The following is a 26554-nucleotide window of genomic DNA, read 5'->3' as shown; positions in this document are numbered from 1 at the left end:
CATGGCTATCACACTCAAGCACCAGCGGAACCTGTCCAAGCGCGCCAGCTCCAAGCTGCGCCGCCAGATCCGGGGCCGCAAGAAGATCTCCGGCACCGCCGAGCGTCCGCGCCTGGTGGTCACCCGGTCGACCAAGCACATCAGCGTTCAGGTCATCGACGACCTGGTCGGCAAGACCCTCGTGGCTGCCTCGACCATGGAGGGCGACGTGCGCTCCTTCGAGGGCGACAAGACCGCGAAGGCCAAGAAGGTCGGCGAGCTCGTCGCCGCCCGCGCGAAGGCTGCGGGCGTCGAGTCCGTCGTCTTCGACCGTGCCGGTAACAAGTACCACGGTCGCATCGCGGCCCTGGCTGACGCCGCCCGTGAGGGCGGCCTGAGCTTCTGATCGCGAAGAGGACCAAGGAGTCATCATGAGTGAGACCCAGCAGCGCGGACAGCGCGCGGGCGGCGAGCGCGGCCAGCGCGGTGGCCGTGGCGGTCGTGACGACCGTCGCGGTGGCGCCGAGAAGAGCCAGTACGTCGAGCGCGTCGTCGCCATCAACCGCGTCGCCAAGGTCGTGAAGGGTGGTCGTCGCTTCAGCTTCACCGCCCTCGTGATCGTCGGCGACGGCGACGGCCTGGTCGGCGTCGGCTACGGCAAGGCCAAGGAAGTTCCCGCGGCGATCGCCAAGGGTGTCGAGGAGGCGAAGAAGAACTTCTTCCGCGTCCCCCGCATCCAGGGCACCATCCCGCACCCGGTCCAGGGTGAGAAGGCGGCTGGCGTCGTCTTCCTGCGTCCGGCCGCTCCCGGTACCGGTGTCATCGCCGGTGGTCCGGTGCGCGCCGTGCTCGAGTGCGCCGGCATCCACGACGTCCTCAGCAAGTCGCTGGGTTCGTCGAACCAGATCAACATCGTCCACGCGACCGTCGAGGCCCTGAAGATGCTGGAGATGCCGGAGACGGTTGCCGCGCGTCGTGGCCTCCCGGTCGAGGACGTCGCCCCTGCCGCTCTGCTCAAGGCTCAGGCCCTGGGCGAGGAAGAGGCGAAGAGCAAGGCCGCTGGCGGCACCGAGGCGGTGTCTGTCTGATGGCTCAGCTCAAGGTCAAGCAGACCAAGTCGACGATCGGCTGCAAGGCGAACCAGCGCGAGACCATGCGTACGCTCGGTCTCAAGCGCATCGGTGACGTCGTCATCAAGGAAGACCGTCCCGAGATCCGGGGCATGGTCCAGACCGTTCGTCACCTGGTGACGTTCGAGGTTGTCGGAGGCGAGTGACAATGACTCTCAAGCTCCACCACCTCCGCCCGGCGGAGGGTGCGAAGAAGGCCAAGACCCGTGTGGGTCGCGGTGAGGGATCCAAGGGTAAGACCGCTGGTCGCGGTACCAAGGGCACCAAGGCGCGCTACCAGGTTCCGGTCGCCTTCGAGGGTGGTCAGATGCCGCTGCACATGCGTCTGCCCAAGCTCAAGGGCTTCAAGAACCCGTTCAAGGTGACCTACCAGGTCGTCAACCTGGACAAGATCAGCGCGCTGTTCCCCGACGGTGGCGACGTCACCCCGGAGACCCTCGTCGCGGTCGGCGCCGTCCGCAAGGGCGAGCCGGTCAAGGTCCTGGGCCAGGGCGAGCTGACCGTCAAGGTCGCCGTCAGCGCCTCGGCGTTCTCGGCCTCCGCCAAGGAGAAGATCGAGGGCGCAGGCGGGACCATCACGGTCCTCTGACCTGCGTGAAGTGAAGGGCGCGGTCTGCCAGTCCCTGGCGGCCGCGCCCTTCGCACACCCCCTGTTAGGCTTCCCGGCGGCCGGCTCTGCGGCCGGTCAATCGATGAGAGGACCCGCGTGCTCACCGCGTTTATGAACGCATTCCGGACTCCGGACCTGCGCAAGAAGCTGCTGTTCGTGCTGGGCATCATCATCGTCTTCCGTGCCGGCTCGCAGATCCCGGCTCCCGGTGTCAACGTCGGCAACGTGCAGAAGTGCATCGACGTCGTGCAGAGCGGCAAGGACGCCAACCTCTACAGCCTGGTGAACCTGTTCTCCGGCGGTGCGCTCCTCCAGCTCACCATCTTCGCGCTCGGCATCATGCCGTACATCACCGCGAGCATCATCCTGCAGCTGCTGGTCGTCGTGATCCCGCGCCTGGAGGCCCTCAAGAAGGAGGGCCAGGCCGGTCAGACGAAGATCACGCAGTACACCCGCTACCTCACGCTCGGCCTCGCGCTGCTGCAGTCGACGGGCATCGTCGCGCTCGCGCGCTCGGGCAACCTGCTCAACGGTTGCAACGACCCCCTGCTGCACAACAACGACTCGACCAAGACCTTCCTCGTCCTGGTCGTCACCATGACCGCCGGCACGGCCGTGATCATGTGGCTCGGCGAGCTCATCACCGAGCGCGGCATCGGCAACGGCATGTCGATCCTGATCTTCACCCAGGTCGTCGCGACCTTCCCCACCGCGCTGTGGGAGGTCCAGAAGGCCAACGGCTGGTGGACCTTCGGCATCGTCATCGTCATCGGTCTGTTCATCGTGGCCGGCGTCATCTTCATCGAGCAGGCGCAGCGCCGCATCCCGGTGCAGTACGCCCGCCGCATGGTGGGGCGCAAGATGTACGGCGGCTCCTCGACGTACATCCCGCTCAAGGTCAACCAGGCCGGCGTCATCCCGGTCATCTTCGCCTCGTCGCTGCTCTACCTGCCGGCCATGATCGTGCAGTTCAACCAGGGCAGCACGTCGGTCTGGGTCAAGTACCTCAACAAGTACCTCGTCGACCAGTCGCACCCGATCCACATGGCTGCGTACTTCTTGATGATCATCTTCTTTACGTACTTCTATGTCTCGATCACCTTCAATCCTGAAGAAGTGTCTGACAACATGAAGAAGTACGGCGGCTTCATCCCCGGGATCCGGGCGGGCAAGCCGACCCAGGACTACCTGTCCTATGTCCTTTCCCGCATCACCCTGCCGGGCGCTCTCTATCTCGGACTCATCTCGCTGATCCCCATCGTGGCCTTCGTCCTGATCGGGGCGAGCCAGAAGTTCCCGTTCGGCGGCACCTCCATCCTGATCATGGTGGGCGTCGCACTGGACACGGTGAAGCAGATCGAGAGCCAGCTCCAGCAGCGCAACTACGAAGGATTCCTGCGATGAGGCTGCTACTCATGGGTCCGCCCGGTGCCGGCAAGGGCACTCAGGCGAAGGGCGTTGCCACCCAATTCGGCATTCCTGCCATCTCCACCGGCGACATCTTCCGCGCCAACGTCTCGGGCGGCACGCCGCTCGGGATCGAGGCGAAGTCCTACATGGACAAGGGTGAGTACGTCCCCGACTCGGTCACCAACTCGATGGTGCGCGACCGGATCGCCGAGGAGGACGCTCAGCCGGGCTTCCTGCTCGACGGCTACCCGCGCACCCTCGCTCAGGTCGAGGAGCTCGACCAGATGATCGCCGCCACGGGCCACCAGCTCGACGCGGTCGTCGTCATCACGGCCGACCAGGAGGAGCTCATCGCTCGCCTGCTCAACCGCGCCCAGATCGAGGGTCGGGCCGACGACACCGAAGAGGTGATCCGTCGCCGCCAGGAGCTCTACCTCGAGGAGACCGAGCCGCTGATCTCCGTCTACCGCGAGCGTGGCCTGGTCCACGAGGTCGACGGCATGGGCGAGGTCGATGACGTCACCAAGCGCATCTTCGACGCGCTCGACGTCGTCTCCGAGAGCTGATGTCCTGAGCGGCTCGTTGTTCCCCTCGCGCCGGATCGAGATCAAGACCCCGGAGCAGGTACGGCTGATGCGCCGTGCCGGCCTGGTGGTCGGCCAGACGCTCGAGCTGCTGCGGGGCGCCGTACGACCGGGTGTCTCCACCGATGAGCTGGACCGGCTCGCGGAGGAGAACATCCGCGCTGCCGGTGCGTTGCCGTCGTTCCTGGGGTACGGCGAACCGCCGTTCCCCGCGACGATCTGCGCCTCGGTCAACGACGAGGTCGTCCACGGCATCCCGGGTGCCCGGGTCCTTGCCGAGGGTGACGTCATCTCGATCGACTGCGGCGCGATCGTCGACGGCTGGCACGGCGACGCCGCGATCTCGGTCGCGGTGGGCGCCGTCCGTCCGGAGGTCGCCGAGCTGCTCGTGGTCACCGAGGAGTCGTTGTGGCGCGGCCTCGCGGCCGCCACCGATGGCGGACGCGTCAGCGACATCTCCGCCGCGGTCGAGGGCTATGTCCGGAGCCGGGGTGGCTACGGCATCGTCGAGGACTACACCGGCCACGGCATCGGCACCTCGATGCACATGGAGCCGGACGTGCCCAACTACGGCCGTCCCGGTCGCGGCCCGCGGCTCAAGCAGGGCATCGCCCTCGCGGTCGAGCCGATGGTCACCCTCGGCTCGAACGAGACCCGCGTGGCGGCCGACGAGTGGACCGTCGTGACCGCGGACGGGTCGTGCTCGGCCCACTTCGAGCACACCTTCGCGTTGACCGATCGCGGTGTCTGGGTGCTGACCGCGCTCGACGGCGGCGAGGAGCGGCTGACCGCCCTCGGCGTCCCCTTCGGAGGGCAGGCAGACTGAGGGGTATGGGCGAGTTCATCACCCCCGCGGCGCTCCCCGAGCGCCCCCTGCTGTTCGCCTCCGGCGAGCAGGCGTACGTCGCCGACGAGGTGCTCGAGACGCTGACCTCACCCGATGGCGCCGACCCGCAGTGGGCCGACCTGGTGGTCGCCTCGCTGGCGCCGGGGGAGCGGGCCCTGGGAGCGCTGTCCTTCGCGGCAGGTGCGCCGGGGATCTTCCACCGGGTGTCGGGTGGCGAGCGGGCGCTGCTGGGACCCGTCGTCGGGCCGCGTGAGCGCTCGTACTCCGTCCAGGAGTTCCCCACCGCCGAGAAGTACGCCGAGATGGTGGCCTCCGCGCTCGAGCAGATCGCGACGGGCCGGCTGCACAAGGTCGTGCTCGGTCGTTGTCTCGACGTGGTGAGCGATCCGCCGCTCGTCGCGGCGGAGGTCATCGACCGGCTGCTGCTGACCCGGCCCGGCCGCTATGTCTTCTCGATCCCGCTGCAGGAGCAGGAGCTCGCCGGGCCGCTCCTGGTCGGTGCGAGTCCAGAGCTCCTGGTGCGTCGCCAGGGTCAGCAGATCAGCTGCACCCCGCTGGCCGGCTCGGCGCCGCGCTCGGCCGACCCCGAGGTGGACGCCGCGCGTGGCCAGGCGCTGCTCGCCTCGGCCAAGGACCTCGCCGAGCACGCGTTCGTCGTCGAGGCGATCGTGCACGCGCTCAAGGACGTCTGCGTCGAGATCGAGGCTCCGACCGGTCCCGAGCTGCTCGCCACCGACACCGTCTGGCACCTCGCCTCACCGATCCGGGCGCGCCTCGCGTCGGGTCTGGCCGGGCCCAGCGCGCTGCGCCTGGCCCAGCTGCTGCACCCGACCCCCGCCGTGGGCGGCGTACCTGCCGAGGCGGCGAGCGCGACCATCGCGGCGCTCGAGGGCGACCTGCGCGACTACTTCGCGGGATGCGTCGGCTGGGTGGACGCCGACGGCGACGGCGAGTTCGCCGTGACCATCCGCTCGGCCGTGATCGACGGCGACCGGCTGCGGCTCTTCGCCGGTGCCGGGATCGTCGCAGGGTCCGACCCGGCGCTCGAGGTGATCGAGACCGGGGCCAAGCTCGCGACGATGGGTCGGGTCACCGGCCTCGCCGAGTTCAGCGGCGCCTGACCCGCGTGCGAGGATAGCCACGTACGAGGGGAGTACTCCTTCGCTGCGGGCTCGTCATCACGATCCGGTTCCACCGGGTCCGGTCCCGTGGGTCGCACCGGCCGATCGATGGCCCGGCGGCGGAAGAGACCTCGAGCGAACCAACGACCGCTCAAGGAGTTCCTCATGCACGTGACCACCCTCGAATGGGCCATCACGCTCGCCCTCACCGTCGGCATCCTCGTCTTCGACCTCGTCGCGATCGCCCGTGACCCGCGCGAGCCGTCGATGAAGGAGTGCGGGCTGGCGCTGGCGGCGTACGTCGGGGGCGCGATCGCCTTCGGGCTCTGGATCTTCGCCGACCACGGCCACGACTACGGCGTGCAGTTCTTCGCCGGGTGGCTGACCGAGTACAGCCTCTCGATCGACAACCTGTTCGTCTTCCTGATCCTGATGGCGGCCCTCAAGGTGCCACGGCGCTACCAGCAGGAGGCGCTGCTCGTCGGCATCGTGCTGGCGCTGGTCTTCCGGGGCGTGTTCATCGCGCTGGGCTACACGCTGGTCGAGAACTTCTCGGCGATCTTCTACCTGTTCGGTGCCTTCCTGGTCTACACGGCCGTCAAGCTCGTGACGTCGTACGGCGACAGCGAGGACGAGCACCCCGAGGACAACGCGATCGTCCGCCTGGCTCGCAAGCACCTCAACGTCGGCGACGAGTTCCGCGGCCTGCGTCCCTGGTACGCCACCCCCGCGGGCCGGGTCATCTCGCCGATCGTCATCGTCATCGTCGCCCTGGGCGTCACCGACCTGCTGTTCGCGCTCGACTCGATCCCGGCGATCTTCGGCATCACCCAGGAGCCCTACCTGGTGATGACCGCCAACGTGTTCGCGCTGATGGGCCTGCGCCAGCTCTACTTCCTGCTCGGTGGCCTGCTCCAGCGGCTGGTCTACCTCTCGCTGGGCCTGTCCTTCGTGCTCGCCTTCATCGGCGTCAAGCTCGTCCTGCACGCCCTGCACGAGAACGAGCTGCCGTTCGTCAACGGCGGTCACGGCATGCACGTCCCGGAGATCTCCTCCCTGGTGAGCCTGGCCGTGATCGTGGTGACGCTGGTCGTCACGGCGGTCGTGAGCCTGTGGAGCTCGCGCAACGACGAGCGAGCGCCGGCGACGGACGTCGACGACACCTCCGGCCCGGACTGGGCCTGACGGGAATGCCGCGCCCCGTGGGGGCATTGGTCCTGAGGTGACCCTCGCGCTCTCCGTCCTCGACCTGGTGCCGGTGCGCACCGACCAGACCTCGGCCGACGCGGTCGCCGCATCGGTCGCGCTGGCGCAGGTCGCCGACAGGCTCGGGTTCGAGCGCTACTGGGTGGCCGAGCACCACAACATGCCGGCCGTCGCGGCGACGAACCCGCCGGTGATGATCTCGTTGATCGCCGCCCGGACCGATCGGATCCGCGTCGGGTCGGGCGGCGTGATGCTGCCCAACCACGCGCCGCTCGTCGTGGCCGAGCAGTTCGCGCTGCTCGAGGCGGCGTACCCCGGTCGCATCGACCTCGGCATCGGTCGCGCTCCCGGCACCGACCCGGTGACCAGCTGGGCGCTGCGCCACGGAGGTGGGGGAGTGGGCGACGACGCCGTGGAGCGGTTCCCCGAGTACGTCGGCAACGTGCTGGCGATGATGGCGCCGACCGGCGTCGGGTTGGCCGTCAACGGACGCACCCACCGGCTCGTCGCGACTCCCTCGGCAGCATCGGTGCCGATGACCTGGCTGCTCGGCTCGTCGGACTACTCGGCGCGGCTGGCGGCCGAGATGGGTCTGCCCTACGTCTTCGCGCACCACTTCTCGGGGCGCGGGACCAGCGAGGCGCTCGCGCTCTACCGCGACACCTTCCAGCCGTCCGAGCACCTCCAGGAGCCGCGGACCTTCCTGACCGTCAACGCCTCGGTCGCCGAGACCGCTGAGGAGGCGCGTCGGCGCGCGCTGCCGCAGATGCTCCAGATGGCCGCGCTGCGGACCGGCCGCCCGATGGGCTCCCAGCGCACGGTCGAGGAGGCCGAGGCCGTCGAGGCTGCCGGGCTGGACCAGGTCCAGCAGGGCCTGGTCGACGGGATGGCCCGCAAGTGGGTGGTCGGTGACCCGGCCGAGTCGCGCGAGAAGCTCGGCTCGCTGGCGGCGTCGTACGGCGTCGACGAGGTGATGATCCACCCCGTCGCAGGTGCCCGCAGCGGCTCGGATCCGCGCTCATCGGCGTACCGCGAGGAGACCTTGAGGCACCTTGCGGGATGAGTAGCCGCGCTCATGCGCGGATTAGGAAGTGGTTGTCAAGCCGCCCTAGACTGGCGTGTCGGTCCAACGTGGGTTTCCTTGTGTGGTGCAAGGACCCGGCGAGGTCCACCGCTCCGGCTTGCCGGGCGGAGGTTCCCGGACCAACGGAAGACACCCCAACCAGAAGGACGGCATGGCGAAAAAAGAAGGCGTCATCGAGATGGAGGGCTCCGTGCTGGAGGCCCTTCCGAATGCCTTTTTCCGGGTCGAACTGGCCAACGGACACAAGGTGCTCGCCCACATCAGCGGAAAGATGCGCCAGCACTACATCCGGATCCTCCCCGAGGACCGGGTCGTCGTGGAGCTTTCGCCGTACGACCTCTCGCGTGGGCGGATCGTCTACCGCTACAAGTGAGCCTCGGCTCGCATCCGCCACTAGGAAGAAAGGGCTGACATGAAGGTCAACCCGAGCGTCAAGCCGATCTGCGACAAGTGCAAGGTGATTCGTCGCCACGGCCGCGTCATGGTCATCTGCGAGAACCCGCGTCACAAGCAGCGCCAGGGCTGAGCCCCGTCGCCGCGGCAGGGCCCGCAGCACACAACTGAATACGACGACAACGCGATAGCTAGGTGGGCGCACGTGCCCACTGATCTCCTCCGGAGCGGATGGCCGGAGCTGGACCCAGATGGTCCGGACGCATCGCGACCAGACCACCGTGACAACCGAAGGGACCGCCATTCATGGCACGCCTCGTTGGTGTTGACCTCCCGCGCGACAAGCGCATCGAGGTCGCTCTCACCTACATCTACGGCATCGGCCGTACCCGCGCCCAGCAGCTGCTGGCCGCGACCGGGGTCAACCCGGACCTCCGCGTCCACGAGCTGGGCGACGAGGAGCTGGTCAAGCTCCGCGACGAGATCGAAGCCAACTTCAAGATCGAGGGTGACCTCCGTCGCGAGGTCCAGGCCGACATCCGCCGCAAGATCGAGATCGGCAGCTACCAGGGTCGTCGCCACCGCATGGGCCTCCCGGTCCGCGGACAGCGCACCAAGACCAACGCTCGTACCCGCAAGGGTCCGAAGCGCACCGTTGCCGGCAAGAAGAAGGCGAAGTGATCTGAGTGCCTCCTAAGACTCGCGCGACGAAGGTCCGTCGCAAGGAGAAGAAGAACATTGCTCAGGGCGAGGCCCACATCAAGAGCACGTTCAACAACACGATCGTCACGATCACCGACCCCACGGGTGCGGTCATCTCGTGGGCCTCTGCCGGCACCGTCGGCTTCAAGGGCTCCCGCAAGTCCACCCCGTACGCCGCGCAGATGGCCGCTGAGGCCGCTGGCCGTCGGGCGATGGAGCACGGCATGAAGAAGATCGACGTCTTCGTCAAGGGCCCGGGTTCGGGCCGCGAGACCGCGATCCGTTCGCTGGGTGCCATCGGCCTCGAGGTCGGCACCATCCAGGACGTGACCCCCGCCCCGCACAACGGCTGCCGCCCGCCCAAGCGCCGGCGCGTCTGACACCGAGTTAGGAGACTGACCAGATGGCCCGTTACACCGGACCCCTGACCAAGAAGTCGCGCCGCCTCGGTGTCGACCTCATCGGAGGCGACGCCGCCTTCGAGAAGCGCCCCTACCCGCCCGGCCAGCACGGCCGCGCGCGGATCAAGGAGAGCGAGTACCGCAACCAGCTGCAGGAGAAGCAGAAGGCCCGCTTCACCTACGGCGTGATGGAGAAGCAGTTCCACCGCTACTACGTGGAGGCTGCCCGTCGCCAGGGCAAGACCGGCGACAACCTGCTCCAGCTGCTCGAGTGCCGCCTCGACAACGTGGTCTACCGTGCCGGCTTCGCCCGCACCCGCCGCCACGCTCGCCAGCTCGTCAGCCACGGCCACTTCCTGGTCAACGGCAAGAAGGTCGACATCCCGTCCTTCCAGGTGACGCAGTACGACATCATCGACGTGCGCGAGAAGTCCCTCGAGACGACTCCCTTCATCGTGGCTCGTGAGACCCACGGCGAGCGGATCGTCCCGGCCTGGATGCAGGCGCTCCCGAACCGCATGCGGATCCTGATCCACAGCGTGCCGGTCCGCGAGCAGATCGACCTGCCCGTCCAGGAGCAGCTCATCGTGGAGTACTACTCCAAGAAGTGATCACCGCCGCGTCGGGTGGGTTCAGCTGAGAGGCTGGACCCGCCCGGCGCGGGATCACCGCCGTACCTTCCTTCTTCTCCATCCGCACCACATCTGGGTCCTCAAATAGCGGTCGGCCCGGAAAGGAAAAGACACAGTGCTCATCGCACAGCGCCCCACCCTCTCGGAAGAGACCGTCGACCAGTTCCGTTCGCGGTTCGTCATCGAGCCGCTGGAGCCTGGCTTCGGCTACACGCTCGGCAACTCGATCCGTCGCACCCTGCTCTCGAGCATCCCCGGTGCCGCGGTCACCAGCATCAAGATCGACAGCGTCCTCCACGAGTTCTCGACCATCGAGGGTGTCAAGGAAGACGTCACCGAGATCATCCTGAACCTGAAGGGCCTGGTCGTCTCCTCCGAGCACGACGAGCCCGTCACGATGTACCTCCGCAAGACCGGTGCCGGCGACGTCACCGCCGCCGACATCGCGCCGCCGGCCGGTGTCGAGGTGCACAACCCCGACCTGAAGATCGCCACCCTCGGCGAGACCGGTTCGCTGGAGATGGAGCTCGTCGTCGAGCGTGGCCGCGGCTACGTCTCGGCCGTCCAGAACAAGGGCGGCGACAACGAGATCGGCCGCATGCCGGTCGACTCGATCTACAGCCCCGTGCTGAAGGTCAGCTACAAGGTCGAGGCGACGCGTGTCGAGCAGCGCACCGACTTCGACAAGCTCGTCATCGACGTCGAGACCAAGCCCTCGATCCTGCCGCGCGACGCCATCGCCTCGGCCGGTTCGACCCTGGTCGAGCTCTTCGGCCTGGCCCGTGAGCTCAACGTCGAGGCCGAGGGCATCGACATCGGCCCGTCGCCGGTCGACGAGCAGCTGGCCCAGGACCTCGCCCTCCCGGTCGAGGACCTGCAGCTGACCGTCCGCTCCTACAACTGCCTCAAGCGCGAGGGCATCCACACCGTGGGTGAGCTCATCGGTCGCTCCGAGCAGGACCTGCTGGACATCCGCAACTTCGGTGCCAAGTCCATCGACGAGGTCAAGGCCAAGCTGGTCGAGATGGGTCTGTCCCTCAAGGACAGCGCGCCCGGCTTCGACCCGACCGCCGCTCTCGCGGCGTACGGCGACGACTACGACGAGGACGAGGACGCTCCTCTCGAGGACGAGCAGTTCTGATCCCTGCCACCCGGCAGACCACCTCCGGTACCTGACACGGCCGGACCACTACCCGAGTACCTGACACGGCTCGGGAGATAGAGAGAGAACAATGCCCAAGCCCAAGAAGGGTTACCGCCTCGGCGGCTCGGCCGCCCACCAGCGTCTGATCCTGTCGAACCTGGCCACCGCGCTCTTCGAGCACGGCCGGATCACCACGACCGAGGCCAAGGCCCGCATGCTGCGGCCGTACGCCGAGAAGCTGGTCACCAAGGCCAAGAAGGCGCACGCCGGCGAGAACCCGCTGCACCAGCGTCGCGAGGTCCTCAAGGACATCCGTGACAAGGGCGTCGTGCACATGCTCTTCACCGAGATCGCGCCGCTCGTCGCGGAGCGTCCGGGTGGCTACACCCGCATCACCAAGATCGGCAACCGCCAGGGCGACAACGCCCCGATGGCTGTCATCGAGCTCGTGACCGAGGCGTTCACTCCGGCCCCGGCCAAGTCGAAGCCCGCGCCGGCTGCTGCCGCCCCGGTCGCCGACGAGGCCCCCGCCGAGGAGACCCCCGAGGCGGACGTGACGACCGAGGCTCCGGCCGAGGACGTTCTCGTCGAGGAGTCCCCGGCTGTCGCCGCGGAGTCCACCGAGGAGGCCTGAGCCCTCAGCTCAGCAACGCACGAAGGCCCGCTCCCGCACGTCGGGGGCGGGCCTTCGGCGTACGAGCGGCGCGCACCTAGACTTGGCCCCATGAGCATCGACCTCGGCACGCCCCGTCTCATGGACGACTCCGAGCGGCAGGTCCTGCTGGCCGACCCCCGCGGCTACTGCGCCGGCGTGGACCGAGCCGTGGTGACCGTCGAGCAGGCGCTCGACCTGTACGGCGCGCCCGTCTACGTGCGCAAGCAGATCGTGCACAACAAGCACGTCGTGGCGAACCTCGAGTCCCGGGGAGCCATCTTCGTCGAGGAGCTCGACGAGGTGCCCGAGGGCGAGACGGTCGTCTTCTCCGCGCACGGCGTCTCGCCGGCGGTGCACCGCCAGGCCGAGGAGCGCTCGCTCAAGACCATCGACGCCACGTGTCCGCTGGTCACCAAGGTCCACCGCGAGGCCGTCCGCTTCGCGCGCGAGGGCTACACGATCCTGCTGATCGGGCACGCGGGCCACGAGGAGGTCGAGGGCACCGCCGGCGAGGCGCCTGAGCAGACCGTCCTGGTCGAGTGCCCCGACGACGTCGACGCGCTCGAGTTCCCGTCCGACGCCAAGCTGGCCTGGCTGTCCCAGACGACGCTGTCCGTCGACGAGACGATGGAGACCGTACGTCGCCTCCGCGCGAAGTTCCCGCAGCTCGAGGACCCGCCGTCCGACGACATCTGCTACGCGACGCAGAACCGACAGGTGGCGGTCAAGGAGATCGGCGCCGCCGCCGACCTGGTGATCGTGGTCGGCTCGGCCAACTCCTCCAACTCCGTGCGACTCGTCGAGGTCGCGCTCGAGGCCGGCGCGAAGGCGTCGTACCGCATCGACGACGTGACCGAGCTCGACCCGTCCTGGCTCGAGGGCGTCGCGTCGGTGTCGGTGACCTCCGGTGCCTCGGTGCCGGACCACCTGGTCCAGGAGGTGCTCGCGTACCTCGCCGAGCGCGGCTATCCCGACGCCCGGCCGGTGCAGACCGCCGAGGAGACGTTGGCGTTCTCGCTGCCCAAGGAGCTGCACCGCGACCTCAAGGCGGCCGGGCGCTGATGGCCCGCTACCTCGACGTACACCCGGACAACCCGCAGCCGCGCGCGCTGCAGCAGATCGTCGCCGCGCTGCAGGACGACGCGCTGATCGCCTACCCGACCGACTCGGGCTATGCGCTCGGCTGCCGGATCGGCAACCGTGAGGGCCGCGACCGGATCCTCAAGATCCGCGGCCTGGACGACAAGCACCACTTCACGCTGGTCTGCCGCGACTTCTCGCAGCTCGGCCAGCTCGTGCACGTCGACAACTCGGCGTTCCGCGCGATCCGCTCGGCGACGCCGGGGCCCTACACGTTCATCCTCACGGCGATGCCCGAGGTGCCCAAGCGGCTGCTGCACCCCAAGAAGCGCACCGTCGGCGTGCGTATCCCCGACCACGTGTTCGTCCAGGCACTGCTCGAGGAGCTCGGCGAGCCGCTGCTGACCTCGACGCTGATCCTGCCGGGGGAGACCGAGCCGCGCACCATGGGCTGGGACGTCAAGGAGGACCTCGACCACGAGGTCGACATCGTCGTCGACTGCGGTGAGGTGCACCCCGAGCCGACGACGGTCGTGGACTGGTCCGAGGGCTCGCCCGAGATCATGCGGCGCGGTGCCGGGGACCCGGACCGCTTCTAGAACTTCAGCACGCGGCGGCTCGTGCGGCTGCAGGTTTCCCAAGGGATGCAGGGAACCTGACGCTTCCCCATGGTTGTAACGCTGGGGGAGCGCCGCTTCGGCTGCATCCCTTGGGGAACCTGCAGGCGGGTCAGAACTTCAGCACGCGACGGCGTACGGCGAGGATGGCCAGCGCCGCGGCATAGCCGATGACCAGCGCGGTGGCGTGGGCGCTGAGGCCCTGGACCACCGCGGCGAATGCGTTGTCGTCGGCCGTGGCGACGGCGCCGGGCCGCGTGATCGCCAGGAGCGCGACGATGCCGGCCAGCGCCAGCGGCGGCAGCACGCCGACGGTGAAGAAGTCGCGCGGCCGGACGGACAGGGCGGCGTACCCGCAGAGCGCGATGAAGACCAGGTCGGTCAGGAGGCCCAGGCGACCGTCCACGAGGATCTCGATCGCCGCCACCGTCAGCAGGAGCGCAGCCGTCAGCGCCGCGACCTCCCGCCCAGGTTCGCGGCCTTGCTCCCACAACGTCGGCGCATGCGTGGGTGCCAGCTGGCTCACGTGTTCAAGGTAGGACGCGTGGGGCTGGTGTGACGTGGCGGCGCGCCGATGGCTCCCGGATCGCCGATACCGACGGACGGGCACACGGCTCGGCCTGGCGCCGCCTCGAAGCGACTCCCGGGCGCCGAACGGTGTGTCGGTCAGTCAGCCAGGTCGACGACCACAGGGGCGTGGTCGGAGGGGGCGCCGGCGAAGACGGACGGGTCGCGCTCCTCGCGGTCGATGAACGCGTGCGTGACCCGCGCTGCGAAGGCGGGCGAACCGAGGACGAAGTCGATCTTCAGGCCGCGGTCGCGCTCGAAGCGCTGGCGGTAGTAGTCCCAGTAGGTGTAGCTCGGCGCGTGGGCGCGGGTGACCTCCGCCCAGCCCTGGTCGATGAACGCCTGGAAGGAGGCGCGCTCGGGCGGCGTCACGTGGGTGCTGTTGCGGAACTGGGTGACGTCGAAGACGTCGTCGTCGGTCGGGCAGATGTTCCAGTCGCCGACGAGCGCAGTGGGCTGGTCGAGCCAGGTGCCGGCGGACTCGCGCAGGCGCTGCAGCCAGTCGAGCTTGTAGACGTAGTGCGGGTCGTCGGGCTTGCGCCCGTTGGGGACGTACAGACTCCAGATGCGTACGCCGCCACAGGTGGCGCCGATCGCGCGAGCCTCGTGCACGTCCTTGAACGCCGGCATGTCGGGGAAGCCGACCGTGACGTCCTTGATGCCGACCCGGGAGATGAGCGCGACACCGTTCCACTGGTCGTAGCCGACGGCAGCCACCTCGTAGCCGCGCGCCTGCAGCCCCATCAGCGGGAGCTGCTCCTCCTTGGCCTTGATCTCCTGGACGGCCAGGACATCGACGTCATTGCGCTCGAGGAAGGCCTCGACGCGGTCGATGCGGATGCGGAGGGAGTTGACGTTCCAGGTGGCGATGCGCACCCGTCGAGGTTAGTGCGCGGTGCTCAGTCGTCCTGACCGGCCCAGTGCCAGCTGACGTGGATCGGGCCCTTGACGACCGAGACGACGAGGAAGGCGGCGATCGCCAGCGCGACGACCGGCAGGGAGGCGAGGACGGGGAGCAGGGCGGCGGCGGTCGCGATGACCACGGCCAGTGCGACGACGCTGGCCCATCCCTGCCAGGTGATCGGCAGGCCGGCGTACGACGTGCGCTTGCGTGCGAACCAGTAGTGCTTCCTCATGGGGACGACACTAGGAAGCGCGCGTTCCTGGGATCGTCACCGATCGAAGGCGCCCAGGGAACATCTCTCTCACAGGCCAACAGGCGGCTCGGTCGGCGGGGCGGCGGCGAGCATCTGCGCGAAGGCCGAGATCAGGCGCTCCTTGGAGTAGCGCGCCGGGTCCCGCAGCGCGAGGCGGCCGTACTCCTCGGCTGTGGCGAGCGCGGCACGGGAGAGGAGCTCGGCGTCGAGGAACGGCCCGCCGCGCAGGTCGAGCCCGGCCTCGATGCCGGCGGCGAGGTAGGAGGCGATGAGGTCGCGGGTCGCCTCGATCCGGTCCTGGACGGCGGCGGGGGCGCCCCGGGTGAGCCCGAGGATCGGCTTCCAGACCGAGGGGTGCTCCTGCACCAGCTCGAGCAGTCCCTCCGCAGCCCGGGTCATCCAGGCGTCGACGTCGGTGGGGTCGCCGGAGGTGTTGAGCATCTGGAGCACCTGACCCAGCGCGCGGTCGCGGGTGCGGTCGAGCAGGGCGTCGAGCATGTTGCTGAGGTCGTCGTACGCCGCGTAGAACACCGGCCGGGTCACGCCGGCCTCGCGGCTGATCGCCTCCACGGTCAGGGCGACGTACCCCTCACGGTCGAGGAGCTCGAGCGCTGCGTCCATCAGCTGCTCGCGGCGCTGCTCGACGGGCATCCGCGGTGCGTAGCGCCGCTTGCGGCCCTCCGTGGTCTCCGTCACAGCGGACAACAATATGCATCGGTGTCAATTTGTGCGAACCTTCAGTACCGTAGGAATTGCGACACCGTGTAGCGCTAGCCACCGTGGCAGCGCCGGACCAAGGAGGCCCCGTTGTTCGGGTTGATGACGCGCAAGCAGATGCTGGCGAAGTACGAGCCGATGGCCGACTACGGCTTCCTCGGCCCGGACTCGGTCTCGTGGAAGGTGTGGGGCCATCCCACCTCGTACGTCCTCGGCTTCGTGCGGGCCGTGACCATCGAGCACTTCGACCCCAACCTGGCTGCCGCGGTGATCCAGTCCGGCGGCGTGAAGTACCGCCCCGCGACGCGCTACGGGCGCACGCTGCGCTACTTCGGCCTCCAGCTCTTCGGTGGCGCCGAGCAGACCTGCAAGGCCGCCGACGTGCTGGTCAAGGTCCACTCCAAGGCGATCGGTCACGACCCCGTCACCGGTGGCACGTACGACGCCAACTCCGGCCACTCGCAGCTGTGGATCCACGTGACCGCGTGGCACTCGATCCTCAAGTGCTACGAGATGTTCGGCCCGGGCAAGCTGAGCGAGGACGAGGAGAACCAGTTCTGGGCGGAGATGAAGGAGGTCGCCAAGCTCCAGACGATCGACCCCGACCTGGTGCCGACCAGCCGCGAGGCCGTCCACCAGTACTTCGAGGACTGGCGCCCGCGCCTGGCCGCCTCCGAGGGTGCGCAGGACATGATCAAGTTCATCCTGCCGATCGACGTGGCCCTCCCGGTCGACGCCGCTGCGTGGCAGAAGGCGGCGCTCAAGCCGGCGATCTTCCTCTTCACCAAGGCCGTCATCGCGACCTACCCGAAGTACATGCGCGACATGGCCGGCATCCGCCAGAGCCGGCTGACCGACGCCGCGGTCCGCCTGCCCGTGAAGGCGATCCACGCCTTCCTCCACAGCAACATCGCTGTGCGCATGCTCTTCATGAACTTCATCGCCCCGCAGGCCGTCCCGGTCGCCGCTCCCGCGATCCTCGGCATCACGCCGGTGTCGGAGAAGGTCTGGGAGGTGCGCGAGGCCCAGCAGCACTTCGGCTTCGACATCCCGTCCGAGGCGCACCAGGAGTTCCGCGCGAAGCAGCACGAGCGGGTCTTCGAGAAGGGCGAGAAGCCGTCCGACGAGGGCCTCGTCGAGTCGCAGGCGCACATCGGTGCCCTCGACGTCCACCACCCGGCGAAGGTCGGCTGACCTCCGTTTCGGTCGACGTGCACCGGGTACCGCCCGGTGCATGTCCACCGGCATCGTCCTGCTCATCATCGGCGCGGTCCTCGCCTTCGCCGTACGGTCCGACGGGTCGTGGATGAACATCCACGCGGTCGGCGCGATCCTCATGCTGGGCGGCCTGGCCTTCATCGCGCGCGGCCTCGTACGCCGGCGTGAGGTCGTCGTGCAGGAGGACCACGTCGACGGCGACGGCCGGGTCCAGCGTGAGCGTGAGGTCGTGGTCGAGCACCGTCCGGAGTGAGGCCTCGGCCGAATCGTCCGGGTGGCCCGCCCGCACCTAGGATTGCGGCTCGTGGCACTCACCATCGGAATCGTCGGTCTCCCCAACGCGGGCAAGTCGACGCTCTTCAACGCACTGACCAAGAACAACGTGCTCGCGGCGAACTACCCGTTCGCGACGATCGAGCCGAACGTCGGCGTGGTGGGTGTGCCGGATCCGCGCCTGGCCCAGCTCGCCACGATCTACGGCTCGCAGAAGCTGCTGCCGGCCACGGTCGAGTTCGTCGACATCGCCGGCATCGTCCGCGGCGCCTCGCAGGGTGAGGGCCTGGGCAACAAGTTCCTCGCGCACATCCGTGAGGCCGCGGCGATCTGCCAGGTCACCCGCGTCTTCCGCGACGAGGACGTCACGCACGTCGACGGCGAGGTCAACCCCGCCAACGACATCTCCACCATCCAGACCGAGCTGATCCTGGCCGACCTGGAGACCGTGGAGAAGGCGATCCCGCGGCTGGAGAAGGAGGCGCGGGTCAAGAAGGAGGCCGCGCCCAAGCTCGCCGCGGTCAACGAGGCCAAGGAGGCGCTCGAGGCCGGTACGCCGATCATCTCCACGAAGATCGACCGGGCGCTGATCGCGGAGCTGACGCTGCTCACCGCGAAGCCCTTCATCTACGTCTTCAACTGCGACACCGATGAGCTGGCCGACGAGTCGCTCAAGGAGCGGATGCGTGAGATCGTCGCGCCCGCCGAGGCGATCTTCCTCGACGCCAAGATCGAGTCCGAGCTGATCGAGATGGAGGCCGACGAGGCCCTGGAGATGCTCAACGACCTCGGGATCTCCGAGTCGGGTCTGGACCAGCTCGCACGCGTCGGCTTCGACACCCTCGGGCTGCAGACCTACCTCACCGCCGGGCCCAAGGAGGTCCGTGCCTGGGAGATCAAGAAGGGCTCGACCGCGCCCGAGGCGGCCGGTGTCATCCACACCGACTTCCAGAAGGGCTTCATCAAGGCCGAGATCATCTCCTTCGAGGACCTGATGGCCGCCGGCTCCGTGAACAAGGCGCGCGAGGTCGGCAAGGTGCGCATGGAGGGCAAGGACTACGTCATGGCCGACGGCGACGTGGTGGAGTTCCGCTTCAACGTGTAGCGCCGGGGCTCCGCGTCAACGGGTGACGGCGGTGTCCTCGGCGCGCTGGCGGCGGAACCGGACGGTGCCGAGCTCGAGGCGGAGGCCGCGGATGTGGGAGTACCTCCGCGCATAGGTGAGCTCGTGGAACAGGTCGCCGAGGCGGTTGTACATGACCATGTTCACGCCGAGGGTGGACAGCGTGCCGATCGCCAGCCCGCTCTTGTCCAGGTAGCCGCTGCCGCTGTCGCCGGGGATGCCGGGTGAGTGGGAGATGATCACGTGGGCCCAGCCGCGTGCCTCCGTGCGGTCGCCGACGGCCTGCGCGGCCTGGCGGGAGCCGGTGCTGTCGGCGCGACGCAGTGAGGACTTGCCGTAGCCGTAGACCCGGTCGAGCGTGGAGAGGTGGAAGACCGAGACACCGTTCGGTCCGCCCCAGTACGGCATCGTCGGGTTGACCTTCGAGACGTCGGCGCGATCGACCCGCACGAGCGCGAAGTCGTTGTAGCTGCAGAGCACCGGATCCGTCACGCCGATCTGCTGCATCGTGCGCCAGCTGCTGTAGGCCAGCCTGCCCGCGGCGAGGTGCTTGCCTGCGCCGTACGACGTGACGCCAGCCTGGAACGCCACCGGGGTCCCCAGCGGGCGGGTCTTGGCCTTGCATCCGTCCATCTCCTCGCTCAGCGAGGCGCAGTGGGCGGCCTGGCCGAGGTACACGTGCTGGTCGGCATCGGTGAAGACGAAGTTCGTGGTGCACTGCGCGTCGCCGGTCAACGTCTGGATGCCAGGCGTCACCGTCGCGCGATCGACCGGCGCCCAGCCGTGCGTCCGGCGGACCAGGCTCTGGAACGGGCTGCTCGCCTGCGTCGCCACGATCACGGCCGAGCCATGGTCGTCGAAGGGCTTGAGCCACGCGTTCGCGATGGCCAGCACGGTGAGGATGGTGAGGATCGCCCCCCACGGATCCGCCTCGGCGCGCCGACTCACGAGGTGATCATCGCTCCCGTCGCGCTCGATCGACCGGCCCCACGCCGATGACGGCGGCGGCCGGGCAGATGTGCCTGTCGACGGCTGGCGCGGACCCCGCACGGAGCGCCGATCGAGCTCGGTCCTACCGGCTGAACGTCAGGTGCACGACGCCGGATTCGGCGGTCTCGGAGGTGATGGCGTAGCCGCACGTACCGGTGGGGACGGATGGGCCCGGATGGGCGGCTCGTTGTCACCACTGTTCCCACGGGCCACAACGGGTACGTCCGAATACGGCCGAGGGTCAGGAAGGCCAGACGACGGCCTGGGCGACGATGACGTTCTCGCCGTCGTGTGTCAGCGCGGGACCGTCGTGCAGCACGTAGCCGAGATCGAGCGCGTCGCTGACCCGCCGGCAGAAGGCGGCGTCGTCGGGGCCGGTCAGGACCCGGTAGCGGGGCAGGCCGTCGGGCGGGGCGTTCATGCGGCGAGCCTACGTTCCGTGCACCGGTCCAGCTGCGTGCTGGGCGATCGGCGCGGATAGATCGGTTCCGGGCGCGCTGGCGTAGCCTCACCCCGGCACCCGCCGGGGGCGCCGTGACGAGGGGGACCAGATGATCTTCTACGGCTGGGGTCGCAAGTCGATCACCAAGCAGATCGACGCGGGGACGGCGGTCGTGCGGATGTACCGCTACGCCCACCTGTTCTGGGTGCTCAGCTTCACCTGGGGTGGCAGCTACCAGCTGGCGACCGCGACGGAGTCCGGTTGGGCCCATCGCGCGATCACCGCCGAGCAGGCCGCCGAGGTGCTCGGTGGCCACCAGCTCGAGCCGAACCTGTGGAAGCGGTTCAGCCTTCCCGTCGTCATCGGTCTGCTGGTGCTTCTCAGCCTGGTCGCCCGCCTGGTCTGAGGGCGCGCGGCCGCTACCCTCGCCGTTGTGGAGTGGACGTTCGAGGGTGAGGTCATCGAGTGGCGCGGCCCGTCGCCGTACGTCTTCGTCGTGATCCCGCCGGACATCACCGACGAGCTGCGTGAGGCCGGGCGCGAGCTCGTCTACTGGGGCCAGATCCCGGTCGTCGCTGCGATCGGCGCCACGGAGTTCAAGACGGCCACCTATCCGTACGGCGAGCAGCACGCGCTGCCTCTGCGGGTGGCCGTACGCCGGGCCGAGGACCTCGACGTGGGCGATGTCGTGCGGGTCGCGATGAGCCTCGGCAGCCGCTGACGGGTCAGCGCGAGAAGGTCAGGTGGACGGTGCCGGACTCGGCGGTCTCCGAGGTCACGGCGTAGCCGGACTCCAGGCCACGCAGGTCGTCCCACAGGCGGATGCCGCGGCCGAGCAGGATCGGTGCGATCGCGACGTGCAGGCGGTCGACCAGGCCGGCCTTGAGGAAGTCGCGTGCCACCGAAGCGCCGCCACCGACCCGGACGTCCTTGCCGTCGGCGAGCGCGAGGGCACGGTCGAGCGCCTCCTGCGGTGAGGCGCTGAGGAACTCGAACGTCGTGCCGTTGGCGAACTCGATCGGGTCCCGCTCGCTGTGGGTCAGCACCAGGACGGGGCAGTGGAACGGGGGCTCCTCGCCCCACCAGCCGCGCCAGTCGGGGGCGTCGGCGTTGTCGTGCAGGCCGAACATGCCGGCCCCCATGACCTCGGCCCCGATCTCCTCGAAGTACGCCGCGGCGTACTTGTCGTCCACGCCGGTGGTGCCGGCGCCGGACGTGTCGCCGAAGACGCGCTCGCGGAAGGTGCGGGTCGCGACGTACGCCCCGGTGAGTCGGGGCCAGTCGTCGCCGAACGGGTTCTCGGGGGTCTGATCCGTCGTGGTCGCGAAACCGTCGAGGGAGATGTTCAGGTCGACGCGGACTGCCATGGGGACATCGTGGCACCATCGAAGACATCGACCGCTCCGGGTCCGGCGCAGGAGGCAGGGCCCGGGGACAGCCCGCGTGAGAGGACCCGATGCCGCACACCGCAACCGCCCGTCCCGACCTGCAGGCCAGCTCCGCCGAGCATATCGCGCTCACGGAGATGTACGCCGCGCACAACTACCACCCTCTTCCGGTGGTGATCTCCGAGGGCGAGGGCGCGTGGGTGAGCGACGTCGAGGGGAACCGCTACCTCGACTGCCTCGCCGGCTACTCCGCCTTGAACTTCGGCCACGCGCACCCACGGCTGGTGCAGCGGGCCGCCGACCAGCTGCAGCGGCTCACCCTGACCAGCCGGGCGTTCTACAACGACCAGCTCGGCGCGTTCGTCCGCGACCTGGCGGAGCTGTGCGGCAAGGAGATGGTGCTGCCGATGAACTCCGGCGCCGAGGCCGTCGAGACGGCGCTCAAGGTGAGCCGCAAGTGGGGCTACCAGGTCAAGGGGGTCGCGCCCTCCGAGGCCAACATCGTCACGATGAGCGGCAACTTCCACGGCCGCACCACCACGGTCGTGAGCTTCTCCGACGACCCCCTGGCCACGACCGACTTCGGGCCGTTCACCCCGGGGTTCCGGCGAGCGACGTACGGCGACCTCGACGCGCTCGCCGCCGCGATCGACGACGACACGGTCGCGGTCCTGCTGGAGCCCATCCAGGGTGAGGGGGGAGTCGTGATCCCGCCCGAGGGGTTCCTGCGCGGCGTACGACGGCTGTGCGCGGAGCGCAACGTGCTGATGGTCGCCGACGAGATCCAGTCGGGCCTCGCCCGCACCGGACGTACCTTCGCCTGCGACCACGAGGACGTCGTGCCGGACATCTACATCCTCGGCAAGGCGCTCGGCGGCGGCATCATGCCGGTCTCGGCGGTCGTCGCCGACAGCGACGTCCTGGGCGTGATCGGCCCCGGCGCGCACGGATCGACGTTCGGCGGGAACCCGCTCGCCGCGGCCATCGGCCACGAGGTCGTCAGCATGCTCAGCACCGGTGAGCCCCAGCGGCGTGCCGAGGAGGCGGGACGCCGCCTCGAGGAGGGGCTCGTCCAGCTCCTCGGCCATGGCCTCGTCGCGGTCCGGGCGCGGGGCCTGTGGGCCGGCGTCGACGTCGACCCGGTGCTGCTGACCGGCCGCCAGGCCTGTGAGGGGCTGATGGCGCGGGGCGTGCTGGCCAAGGAGACGCACGGATCGACCCTGCGGTTCGCGCCGCCGATCGTGATCACCGACGACGAGATCGACCGTGTGCTCGCCGCGCTGGCCGAGGTGCTCTCCGAGGCGCGCCTGCGGAGCGCCCAACCGTGACGTCCTGGTCGATCAGGGCTTGGTGAAGGTCCAGGTCTGCGAGTCGCCCTTCTCGGTGACGACCCCGTTGAAGGACTGCACCTGGCCCCCGATCGTGGCGGTGAGGGTGAAGGACCCCGACTGGGCGGGTGAGCAGCTGCTCACCTGGAACCCGGTCACGTGGACCTCGTAGGTGCCCGACGGGCCGTTGCCCGGCGGCCAGAAGACGTTCTCCTTGGCGAAGCCGCTGTCGTCGCGCTCGTCCTGGCAGCCGATGTTGGAGTCGACGTCCTGCTGGCCACCGTTCGGCGAGGTGCTGCCCTGGTAGTAGCCGTCCTCGTAGCCGTAGGAGTTGCCCTCCGGGTCGACGACATGGATGTCGAGGTCGGCGCGCGAGGTCCAGCGCAGGTTGAACTGCACGTCGCCGCTGCCGACGTCGCGCGTGCTGGCGCCGTCCGATCCGACGTCGCGCTGGAGCAGGTCGTCGCTGTCGACGTCGACGATGACCAGGTTGGTCAGCGGCTGCTCGCCGGGCGCGATCGAGACTGCGTGGCTGGTGTCGAGGTGGGCCCAGGCGTCGCCGGGGTTCTCGGCGAGGGCGTGGAGCGAGAGGTCGTCGTGCGAGGCCGAACGTACGCCGGCCGGCGCGAGCAGGGGGCTGCCCGAGCTGCACTTCACGCGGGGCACGCCGGTGTTGTCGACCAGCACCGCTGTGCCGGCCTGGAGGAGCGCCTGCCACTGTGTCGTCCGGCCGTCGCGCAGGCCGCTGTCGGTCACGCGGGTGTCCCAGCGCAGGCGGCCGCCGGTCAGCCCGGAGATGTAGTTGGTGACCTGGGCCGGGTCGATCTGCAGCACACCGGCCCACAGGCGGGCGACGTCGGCGTGGTCCTCCGCGGTGAGGTACGCCGTGAGGGCGGCCTTGTCGCACGCCTGGGTGTCCCGCGACCCGGCGTACACACCGGCGGAGTCGCCGTCGACGGTGGTGCCGGCCAGCGTCGCGCTGACCTGGTCCTCGCGGGAGTCGGGGACGTCGGAGCCTGCGTGGTAGCGGGCGTACTGCCGGGCGATCTCGGCCTCGCTGCCGCTCGCGGGGTCGATGCCGTGGGGGATCCAGCTGTCGCGGGCGACCTTGGCGATCGGCTCGAGGACGACCTTGGTGGTGTGGTCGGGGCGGGCCAGGATGCCGAGCACGCCGCCGACGCTGAGCGCCGCGGCGGCGGCGAGGGCCGCGGTGGCCTTCGCGCCGCGGGAGGAGAGCACGCCGGTGCCGGGGGAGCGGGTCATGCCAGCACCTCAGTTCTTGCCCGGGTCGGCGGGCGGGTGGTCGGTGTTCTCGTCGCTGGTGCCGAGGTCGGAGAGGCGCTTGGCCCAGCAGTCGAGGTGGTTGCTCGCGCACCAGCCGAGGATCGGCCGGGTCGTCGCGCTGGTGAAGTCACTGAGCAGGACCCACGAGTGGCGGGAGGAGTCGCCGTACGACTGCGGCCAGTCGCCGCTCCAGGCCAGGAGCGAGTTCGGGTGCTCCTGCATCGTGGTGCGGTAGCGGGCCAGGAAGCTCGCCGCGCTCTCGGTCGCCGGTGAGGACGCCAGCTGGGCGCGCCACTGCTGGCTCGACTGCAGGGCGGCCCGGTCCTGGGCGGCGATCCGGGTCAGCTCGGCCCAGGCCTTGCCCTCGTCGGTGCCGGGGTCGGGCGCGTCGGTGTCGGACTGCGAGGAGCTGGCGGCCAGCTGCGGCGGCGCCGGCGGGATGGAGGAGTCCTTCTTCTCCGGGGCGAGGAAGTACGTCGCCAGGAAGCCCACGGCTGCGAACCCGATGATCGACAGCATGGCGGCGAGCAGCTTCGGCGCGGTCCACCGCCGCTCGCGCTTCGGGGGCGGTGGCGGGACGAAGGGCTGGGGCGGGGCCGGTACGGGCGCCGGGGGCGCGTATGCGGCCGGGGCGCTGACGGCCGGGGCGCTGACGGCCGGGGCGCTGACGACCGGGGCATTGATCGTCGAGCGCGCCCCGCACGCGCCGCAGAACGACAGGCCGCCGATGTCGTGCCCGCAGGACGTGCAGAAGGCCATGGCGACTCCAACTCGGTCGGTGCTGTCGGGCTCGGGAGCGAGCCGGAACTGCGCGAGCCTAGGGGCGCGTGGACCGATGGCGGGGTGCTTTGGGCCGATTCGTCATCGGCGGCCCACCAAACATCGGGCCTCGCTAATCTCTGCGCATGGCCGAGATCCGCGTGAGCGCCGTCGTACCCGCCTCCGTCGAGGAGGCCTGGTCCGCGGTCTCCGACCTGTCCCGCTTCGACGAGTGGCTGAGCCTGCACGACGGCTGGCGCAGCGATGTTCCGGCCGAGCTCGCCGAGGGCCAGCGGATCGAGAGCATCGTGAAGGCCAAGGGCATCCGGAACCGGATCGCCTGGACCATCGAGGACTTCGCGCCGCCGGCGCACGTCGCCCTCGTGGGCGTCGGCGTCGGCGGTACGGCCGTCACGCTCACGTTCGACCTCGCCGCCGTCGACGGCGGTACGTCGGTCGCGATGCTCGCCGAGTTCAAGCACCCGATGCTGCGCGGCCCGATGGGTGCGGTCGCGGCGCGCACGATCAAGGGCGACCTGGAGGCCTCGATGCGCAGGCTGGTGGCCATCGCCACCTGAGGCGACCCGCCCGGTGTGCCCGGGTGTGCGCGGGCGCTCTCTGGGCACCGGCTCCGTGAGGGGCAGGCGTCGAGGGGACAGGAGCGCACAGATGAGTCGGGTCGTGGTGGTGACCGGAGCGAGCGCCGGGGTGGGGCGGGCGACCGCGATCGCGTTCGGCAGGCACGGCGACAGCGTGGTGCTGGTCGCGCGGGGCGACAAGGGCCTGCTCGGCGCTGCCGAGGAGGTACGCCGGGCGGGCGGCCAGGCGTTGGTCGTGCCCACCGACGTGGCCGACCCCGAGCAGGTGCAGGAGGCGGCGCGGCAGGCGGAGGAGACCTTCGGGCCGATCGACGTGTGGGTCAACAACGCCTTCAGCAGCGTCTTCGCGCCCTTCACGGACATCTCGATGGAGGAGTTCCACCGCACGACCGACGTCAGCTACCACGGGTTCGTGCACGGCACCCGGGCAGCGCTGGACCGCATGCTGCCGCGTGACCGCGGGGTGATCGTCCAGGTGGGGTCGGCGCTGGCCTACCGCGGCATCCCGCTGCAGTCGGCGTACTGCGGCGCCAAGCACGCCATCCAGGGCTTCCACGAGTCGCTGCGCTGCGAGCTGCTGCACGACCGCAGCGGCGTACGCACCACGATGGTGCAGCTGCCCGCGGTCAACACCCCGCAGTTCGACTGGGTGCTGAGCCGGCTGCCGAAGCACCCGCAGCCGGTGCCGCCGATCTACCAGCCCGAGGTCATCGCGGACACCATCGTGCACGCCGCGGCCCATCCGCGCCGGCGCGAGTACGTCGTCGGTGGCAGCACCGTCGCCACCATCCTCGGCAACCGGCTCGCTGCCGGCTTCCTGGACCGCTACCTCGGCCTGACCGGCTACGCCTCCCAGCAGACCGCGGACCTGCCCGCCACGGGCCGCCCGGCCAACCTGTGGGAGCCGGCCGACGGTCCGGAGGGACGCGACCACGGCACCCACGGCTCCTTCGGGGACCGGGCGACCCCGCGCTCCCTGCAGGCCTCGTTGAACCGCTCGCCGTGGCTCGTGGGGTGGCTGGTCAACCTGGTCGCCTTCTTCGTCTCGGGTGCGCGGATGGCGCTCAGCGACCCGCTGCCGTTCCTCCGCGCGCTGGTGTCGAGGAGCTGACCG

General features: G+C 69.5%; 36 protein-coding genes. 27 read left to right on the top strand and 9 right to left on the bottom strand.

The window, feature by feature from the left end:
* Position 1 precedes the first annotated feature (1 nt).
* From rplR to ACYVJ3_RS00925, 19 genes are all read left to right on the top strand, one after another.
* Positions 2-385, top strand: a complete 384-nt coding sequence (rplR, locus tag ACYVJ3_RS01015; protein WP_460850618.1) for a 50S ribosomal protein L18 — start codon at positions 2-4, stop codon at positions 383-385.
* A gap of 25 nt (positions 386-410) precedes the next feature.
* The gene (gene rpsE, locus ACYVJ3_RS01010; protein WP_460850617.1) at positions 411-1067 is read left to right on the top strand and encodes a 30S ribosomal protein S5; all 657 of its coding nucleotides are present in this window, start codon (positions 411-413) and stop codon (positions 1065-1067) included.
* Positions 1067-1255: a 50S ribosomal protein L30 gene (gene rpmD, locus ACYVJ3_RS01005; protein ID WP_460850616.1), complete on the top strand. Its 189-nt coding sequence runs from the start codon at positions 1067-1069 to the stop codon at positions 1253-1255. The genes rpsE and rpmD overlap by 1 nt, the downstream gene beginning before the upstream one ends.
* Positions 1256-1257: 2 nt before the next feature.
* Complete coding sequence (gene rplO, locus ACYVJ3_RS01000; protein ID WP_460850614.1) at positions 1258-1698, top strand: 50S ribosomal protein L15; 441 nt, start codon at positions 1258-1260, stop codon at positions 1696-1698.
* Between the two features lie 117 nt (positions 1699-1815).
* Positions 1816-3123, top strand: coding sequence for a preprotein translocase subunit SecY (gene secY / locus ACYVJ3_RS00995; protein ID WP_460850613.1), 1308 nt, complete (start codon positions 1816-1818; stop codon positions 3121-3123).
* On the top strand, positions 3120-3695 hold the full coding sequence (locus ACYVJ3_RS00990) for an adenylate kinase (protein ID WP_460850612.1): 576 nt from the start codon (positions 3120-3122) through the stop codon (positions 3693-3695). The genes secY and ACYVJ3_RS00990 overlap by 4 nt, the downstream gene beginning before the upstream one ends.
* A gap of 16 nt (positions 3696-3711) precedes the next feature.
* The gene (gene map / locus ACYVJ3_RS00985; RefSeq protein WP_460850611.1) at positions 3712-4539 is read left to right on the top strand and encodes a type I methionyl aminopeptidase; all 828 of its coding nucleotides are present in this window, start codon (positions 3712-3714) and stop codon (positions 4537-4539) included.
* A gap of 5 nt (positions 4540-4544) precedes the next feature.
* A complete protein-coding gene (locus ACYVJ3_RS00980; protein ID WP_460850610.1) occupies positions 4545-5681 on the top strand; it encodes an isochorismate synthase in 1137 nt (378 codons plus the stop codon).
* A 165-nt stretch (positions 5682-5846) separates the two neighbouring features.
* Complete coding sequence (locus ACYVJ3_RS00975) at positions 5847-6866, top strand: TerC/Alx family metal homeostasis membrane protein (protein ID WP_460850609.1); 1020 nt, start codon at positions 5847-5849, stop codon at positions 6864-6866.
* 37 nt (positions 6867-6903) lie between these two features.
* Positions 6904-7950, top strand: a complete 1047-nt coding sequence (locus ACYVJ3_RS00970; RefSeq protein ID WP_460850608.1) for an LLM class flavin-dependent oxidoreductase — start codon at positions 6904-6906, stop codon at positions 7948-7950.
* A 172-nt stretch (positions 7951-8122) separates the two neighbouring features.
* Positions 8123-8344, top strand: a complete 222-nt coding sequence (infA, locus tag ACYVJ3_RS00965) for a translation initiation factor IF-1 (protein WP_460851088.1) — start codon at positions 8123-8125, stop codon at positions 8342-8344.
* A gap of 39 nt (positions 8345-8383) precedes the next feature.
* Positions 8384-8497, top strand: a complete 114-nt coding sequence (gene rpmJ / locus ACYVJ3_RS00960) for a 50S ribosomal protein L36 (protein ID WP_004008316.1) — start codon at positions 8384-8386, stop codon at positions 8495-8497.
* A 173-nt stretch (positions 8498-8670) separates the two neighbouring features.
* Positions 8671-9045 carry a 30S ribosomal protein S13 gene (gene rpsM / locus ACYVJ3_RS00955; RefSeq protein WP_344772110.1) on the top strand — a complete coding sequence of 125 codons (375 nt, stop codon included), beginning with the start codon at positions 8671-8673 and terminating at the stop codon, positions 9043-9045.
* 5 nt (positions 9046-9050) lie between these two features.
* Positions 9051-9446, top strand: a complete 396-nt coding sequence (gene rpsK, locus ACYVJ3_RS00950; RefSeq protein WP_460850607.1) for a 30S ribosomal protein S11 — start codon at positions 9051-9053, stop codon at positions 9444-9446.
* A gap of 23 nt (positions 9447-9469) precedes the next feature.
* Positions 9470-10078: a 30S ribosomal protein S4 gene (gene rpsD / locus ACYVJ3_RS00945; protein ID WP_460850606.1), complete on the top strand. Its 609-nt coding sequence runs from the start codon at positions 9470-9472 to the stop codon at positions 10076-10078.
* A 136-nt stretch (positions 10079-10214) separates the two neighbouring features.
* Positions 10215-11240 carry a DNA-directed RNA polymerase subunit alpha gene (locus ACYVJ3_RS00940; RefSeq protein WP_460850605.1) on the top strand — a complete coding sequence of 342 codons (1026 nt, stop codon included), beginning with the start codon at positions 10215-10217 and terminating at the stop codon, positions 11238-11240.
* 91 nt (positions 11241-11331) lie between these two features.
* On the top strand, positions 11332-11877 hold the full coding sequence (gene rplQ, locus ACYVJ3_RS00935) for a 50S ribosomal protein L17 (RefSeq protein WP_460850604.1): 546 nt from the start codon (positions 11332-11334) through the stop codon (positions 11875-11877).
* 90 nt (positions 11878-11967) lie between these two features.
* Positions 11968-12960, top strand: coding sequence for a 4-hydroxy-3-methylbut-2-enyl diphosphate reductase (locus ACYVJ3_RS00930; RefSeq protein ID WP_460850603.1), 993 nt, complete (start codon positions 11968-11970; stop codon positions 12958-12960).
* Positions 12960-13577 (top strand): L-threonylcarbamoyladenylate synthase, encoded by a 618-nt coding sequence (locus ACYVJ3_RS00925; RefSeq protein WP_460850602.1) that lies wholly within the window; start codon positions 12960-12962, stop codon positions 13575-13577. The genes ACYVJ3_RS00930 and ACYVJ3_RS00925 overlap by 1 nt, the downstream gene beginning before the upstream one ends.
* A gap of 130 nt (positions 13578-13707) precedes the next feature.
* Here ACYVJ3_RS00925 and ACYVJ3_RS00920 read toward each other — a convergent pair whose 3' ends face one another.
* The 4 genes from ACYVJ3_RS00920 to ACYVJ3_RS00905 form a co-directional block, all read right to left on the bottom strand.
* Positions 13708-14121, bottom strand: a complete 414-nt coding sequence (locus ACYVJ3_RS00920; RefSeq protein ID WP_460850601.1) for a DUF6542 domain-containing protein — start codon at positions 14119-14121, stop codon at positions 13708-13710.
* Positions 14122-14261: 140 nt separating this feature from the next.
* Positions 14262-15038 (bottom strand): exodeoxyribonuclease III, encoded by a 777-nt coding sequence (locus tag ACYVJ3_RS00915; protein ID WP_460850600.1) that lies wholly within the window; start codon positions 15036-15038, stop codon positions 14262-14264.
* 23 nt (positions 15039-15061) lie between these two features.
* Positions 15062-15298 (bottom strand): hypothetical protein, encoded by a 237-nt coding sequence (locus ACYVJ3_RS00910; protein ID WP_460850599.1) that lies wholly within the window; start codon positions 15296-15298, stop codon positions 15062-15064.
* Positions 15299-15367: 69 nt separating this feature from the next.
* Entirely contained in the window at positions 15368-16015 is a 648-nt protein-coding gene (locus ACYVJ3_RS00905; protein ID WP_460850598.1) for a TetR/AcrR family transcriptional regulator, read from the bottom strand.
* A 111-nt stretch (positions 16016-16126) separates the two neighbouring features.
* Here ACYVJ3_RS00905 and ACYVJ3_RS00900 point away from each other — a divergent pair, with 111 nt between their 5' ends.
* Genes ACYVJ3_RS00900 through ychF form a run of 3 tightly spaced genes read left to right on the top strand, consistent with a single transcriptional unit; the run spans position 16127 to position 18632 of the window.
* On the top strand, positions 16127-17230 hold the full coding sequence (locus tag ACYVJ3_RS00900; protein WP_460850597.1) for an oxygenase MpaB family protein: 1104 nt from the start codon (positions 16127-16129) through the stop codon (positions 17228-17230).
* A 40-nt stretch (positions 17231-17270) separates the two neighbouring features.
* Positions 17271-17507: a DUF6458 family protein gene (locus ACYVJ3_RS00895; protein ID WP_460850596.1), complete on the top strand. Its 237-nt coding sequence runs from the start codon at positions 17271-17273 to the stop codon at positions 17505-17507.
* A gap of 51 nt (positions 17508-17558) precedes the next feature.
* Positions 17559-18632 carry a redox-regulated ATPase YchF gene (gene ychF, locus ACYVJ3_RS00890; protein ID WP_460850595.1) on the top strand — a complete coding sequence of 358 codons (1074 nt, stop codon included), beginning with the start codon at positions 17559-17561 and terminating at the stop codon, positions 18630-18632.
* A 15-nt stretch (positions 18633-18647) separates the two neighbouring features.
* Here ychF and ACYVJ3_RS00885 read toward each other — a convergent pair whose 3' ends face one another.
* Together ACYVJ3_RS00885 and ACYVJ3_RS00880 are read right to left on the bottom strand one after the other, a co-directional pair.
* On the bottom strand, positions 18648-19598 hold the full coding sequence (locus tag ACYVJ3_RS00885) for a hypothetical protein (protein WP_460850594.1): 951 nt from the start codon (positions 19596-19598) through the stop codon (positions 18648-18650).
* A 283-nt stretch (positions 19599-19881) separates the two neighbouring features.
* Entirely contained in the window at positions 19882-20061 is a 180-nt protein-coding gene (locus ACYVJ3_RS00880; RefSeq protein ID WP_460850593.1) for a DUF1737 domain-containing protein, read from the bottom strand.
* Positions 20062-20191: 130 nt separating this feature from the next.
* Here ACYVJ3_RS00880 and ACYVJ3_RS00875 point away from each other — a divergent pair, with 130 nt between their 5' ends.
* Positions 20192-20488 (top strand): hypothetical protein, encoded by a 297-nt coding sequence (locus tag ACYVJ3_RS00875; protein WP_460850592.1) that lies wholly within the window; start codon positions 20192-20194, stop codon positions 20486-20488.
* A gap of 27 nt (positions 20489-20515) precedes the next feature.
* On the top strand, positions 20516-20803 hold the full coding sequence (locus ACYVJ3_RS00870; protein WP_460850591.1) for a DUF1905 domain-containing protein: 288 nt from the start codon (positions 20516-20518) through the stop codon (positions 20801-20803).
* Positions 20804-20807: 4 nt separating this feature from the next.
* Here the strand turns inward: ACYVJ3_RS00870 and ACYVJ3_RS00865 are convergent, their stop codons facing one another.
* Complete coding sequence (locus ACYVJ3_RS00865) at positions 20808-21449, bottom strand: dihydrofolate reductase family protein (protein ID WP_460850590.1); 642 nt, start codon at positions 21447-21449, stop codon at positions 20808-20810.
* Between the two features lie 89 nt (positions 21450-21538).
* Here ACYVJ3_RS00865 and rocD point away from each other — a divergent pair, with 89 nt between their 5' ends.
* The gene (gene rocD / locus ACYVJ3_RS00860) at positions 21539-22798 is read left to right on the top strand and encodes an ornithine--oxo-acid transaminase (protein ID WP_460850589.1); all 1260 of its coding nucleotides are present in this window, start codon (positions 21539-21541) and stop codon (positions 22796-22798) included.
* A 12-nt stretch (positions 22799-22810) separates the two neighbouring features.
* On the opposite strand, the gene ACYVJ3_RS00855 is transcribed toward rocD, so the two are convergent.
* Both ACYVJ3_RS00855 and ACYVJ3_RS00850 read right to left on the bottom strand, forming a co-directional pair.
* Positions 22811-24061: a DUF6777 domain-containing protein gene (locus tag ACYVJ3_RS00855; protein WP_460850588.1), complete on the bottom strand. Its 1251-nt coding sequence runs from the start codon at positions 24059-24061 to the stop codon at positions 22811-22813.
* A gap of 9 nt (positions 24062-24070) precedes the next feature.
* Positions 24071-24841 (bottom strand): hypothetical protein, encoded by a 771-nt coding sequence (locus ACYVJ3_RS00850; protein WP_460850587.1) that lies wholly within the window; start codon positions 24839-24841, stop codon positions 24071-24073.
* 146 nt (positions 24842-24987) lie between these two features.
* Here ACYVJ3_RS00850 and ACYVJ3_RS00845 point away from each other — a divergent pair, with 146 nt between their 5' ends.
* Both ACYVJ3_RS00845 and ACYVJ3_RS00840 read left to right on the top strand, forming a co-directional pair.
* Positions 24988-25419, top strand: a complete 432-nt coding sequence (locus tag ACYVJ3_RS00845) for a type II toxin-antitoxin system Rv0910 family toxin (RefSeq protein ID WP_460850586.1) — start codon at positions 24988-24990, stop codon at positions 25417-25419.
* Between the two features lie 91 nt (positions 25420-25510).
* A complete protein-coding gene (locus tag ACYVJ3_RS00840; RefSeq protein ID WP_460850585.1) occupies positions 25511-26551 on the top strand; it encodes an SDR family oxidoreductase in 1041 nt (346 codons plus the stop codon).
* Positions 26552-26554: the final 3 nt, after the last annotated feature.

The organism is Nocardioides montaniterrae (genome assembly GCF_054782655.1).
Note: the sequence above shows the minus strand (reverse complement) of the source record. Positions and strands in the feature narration are given on the sequence as shown.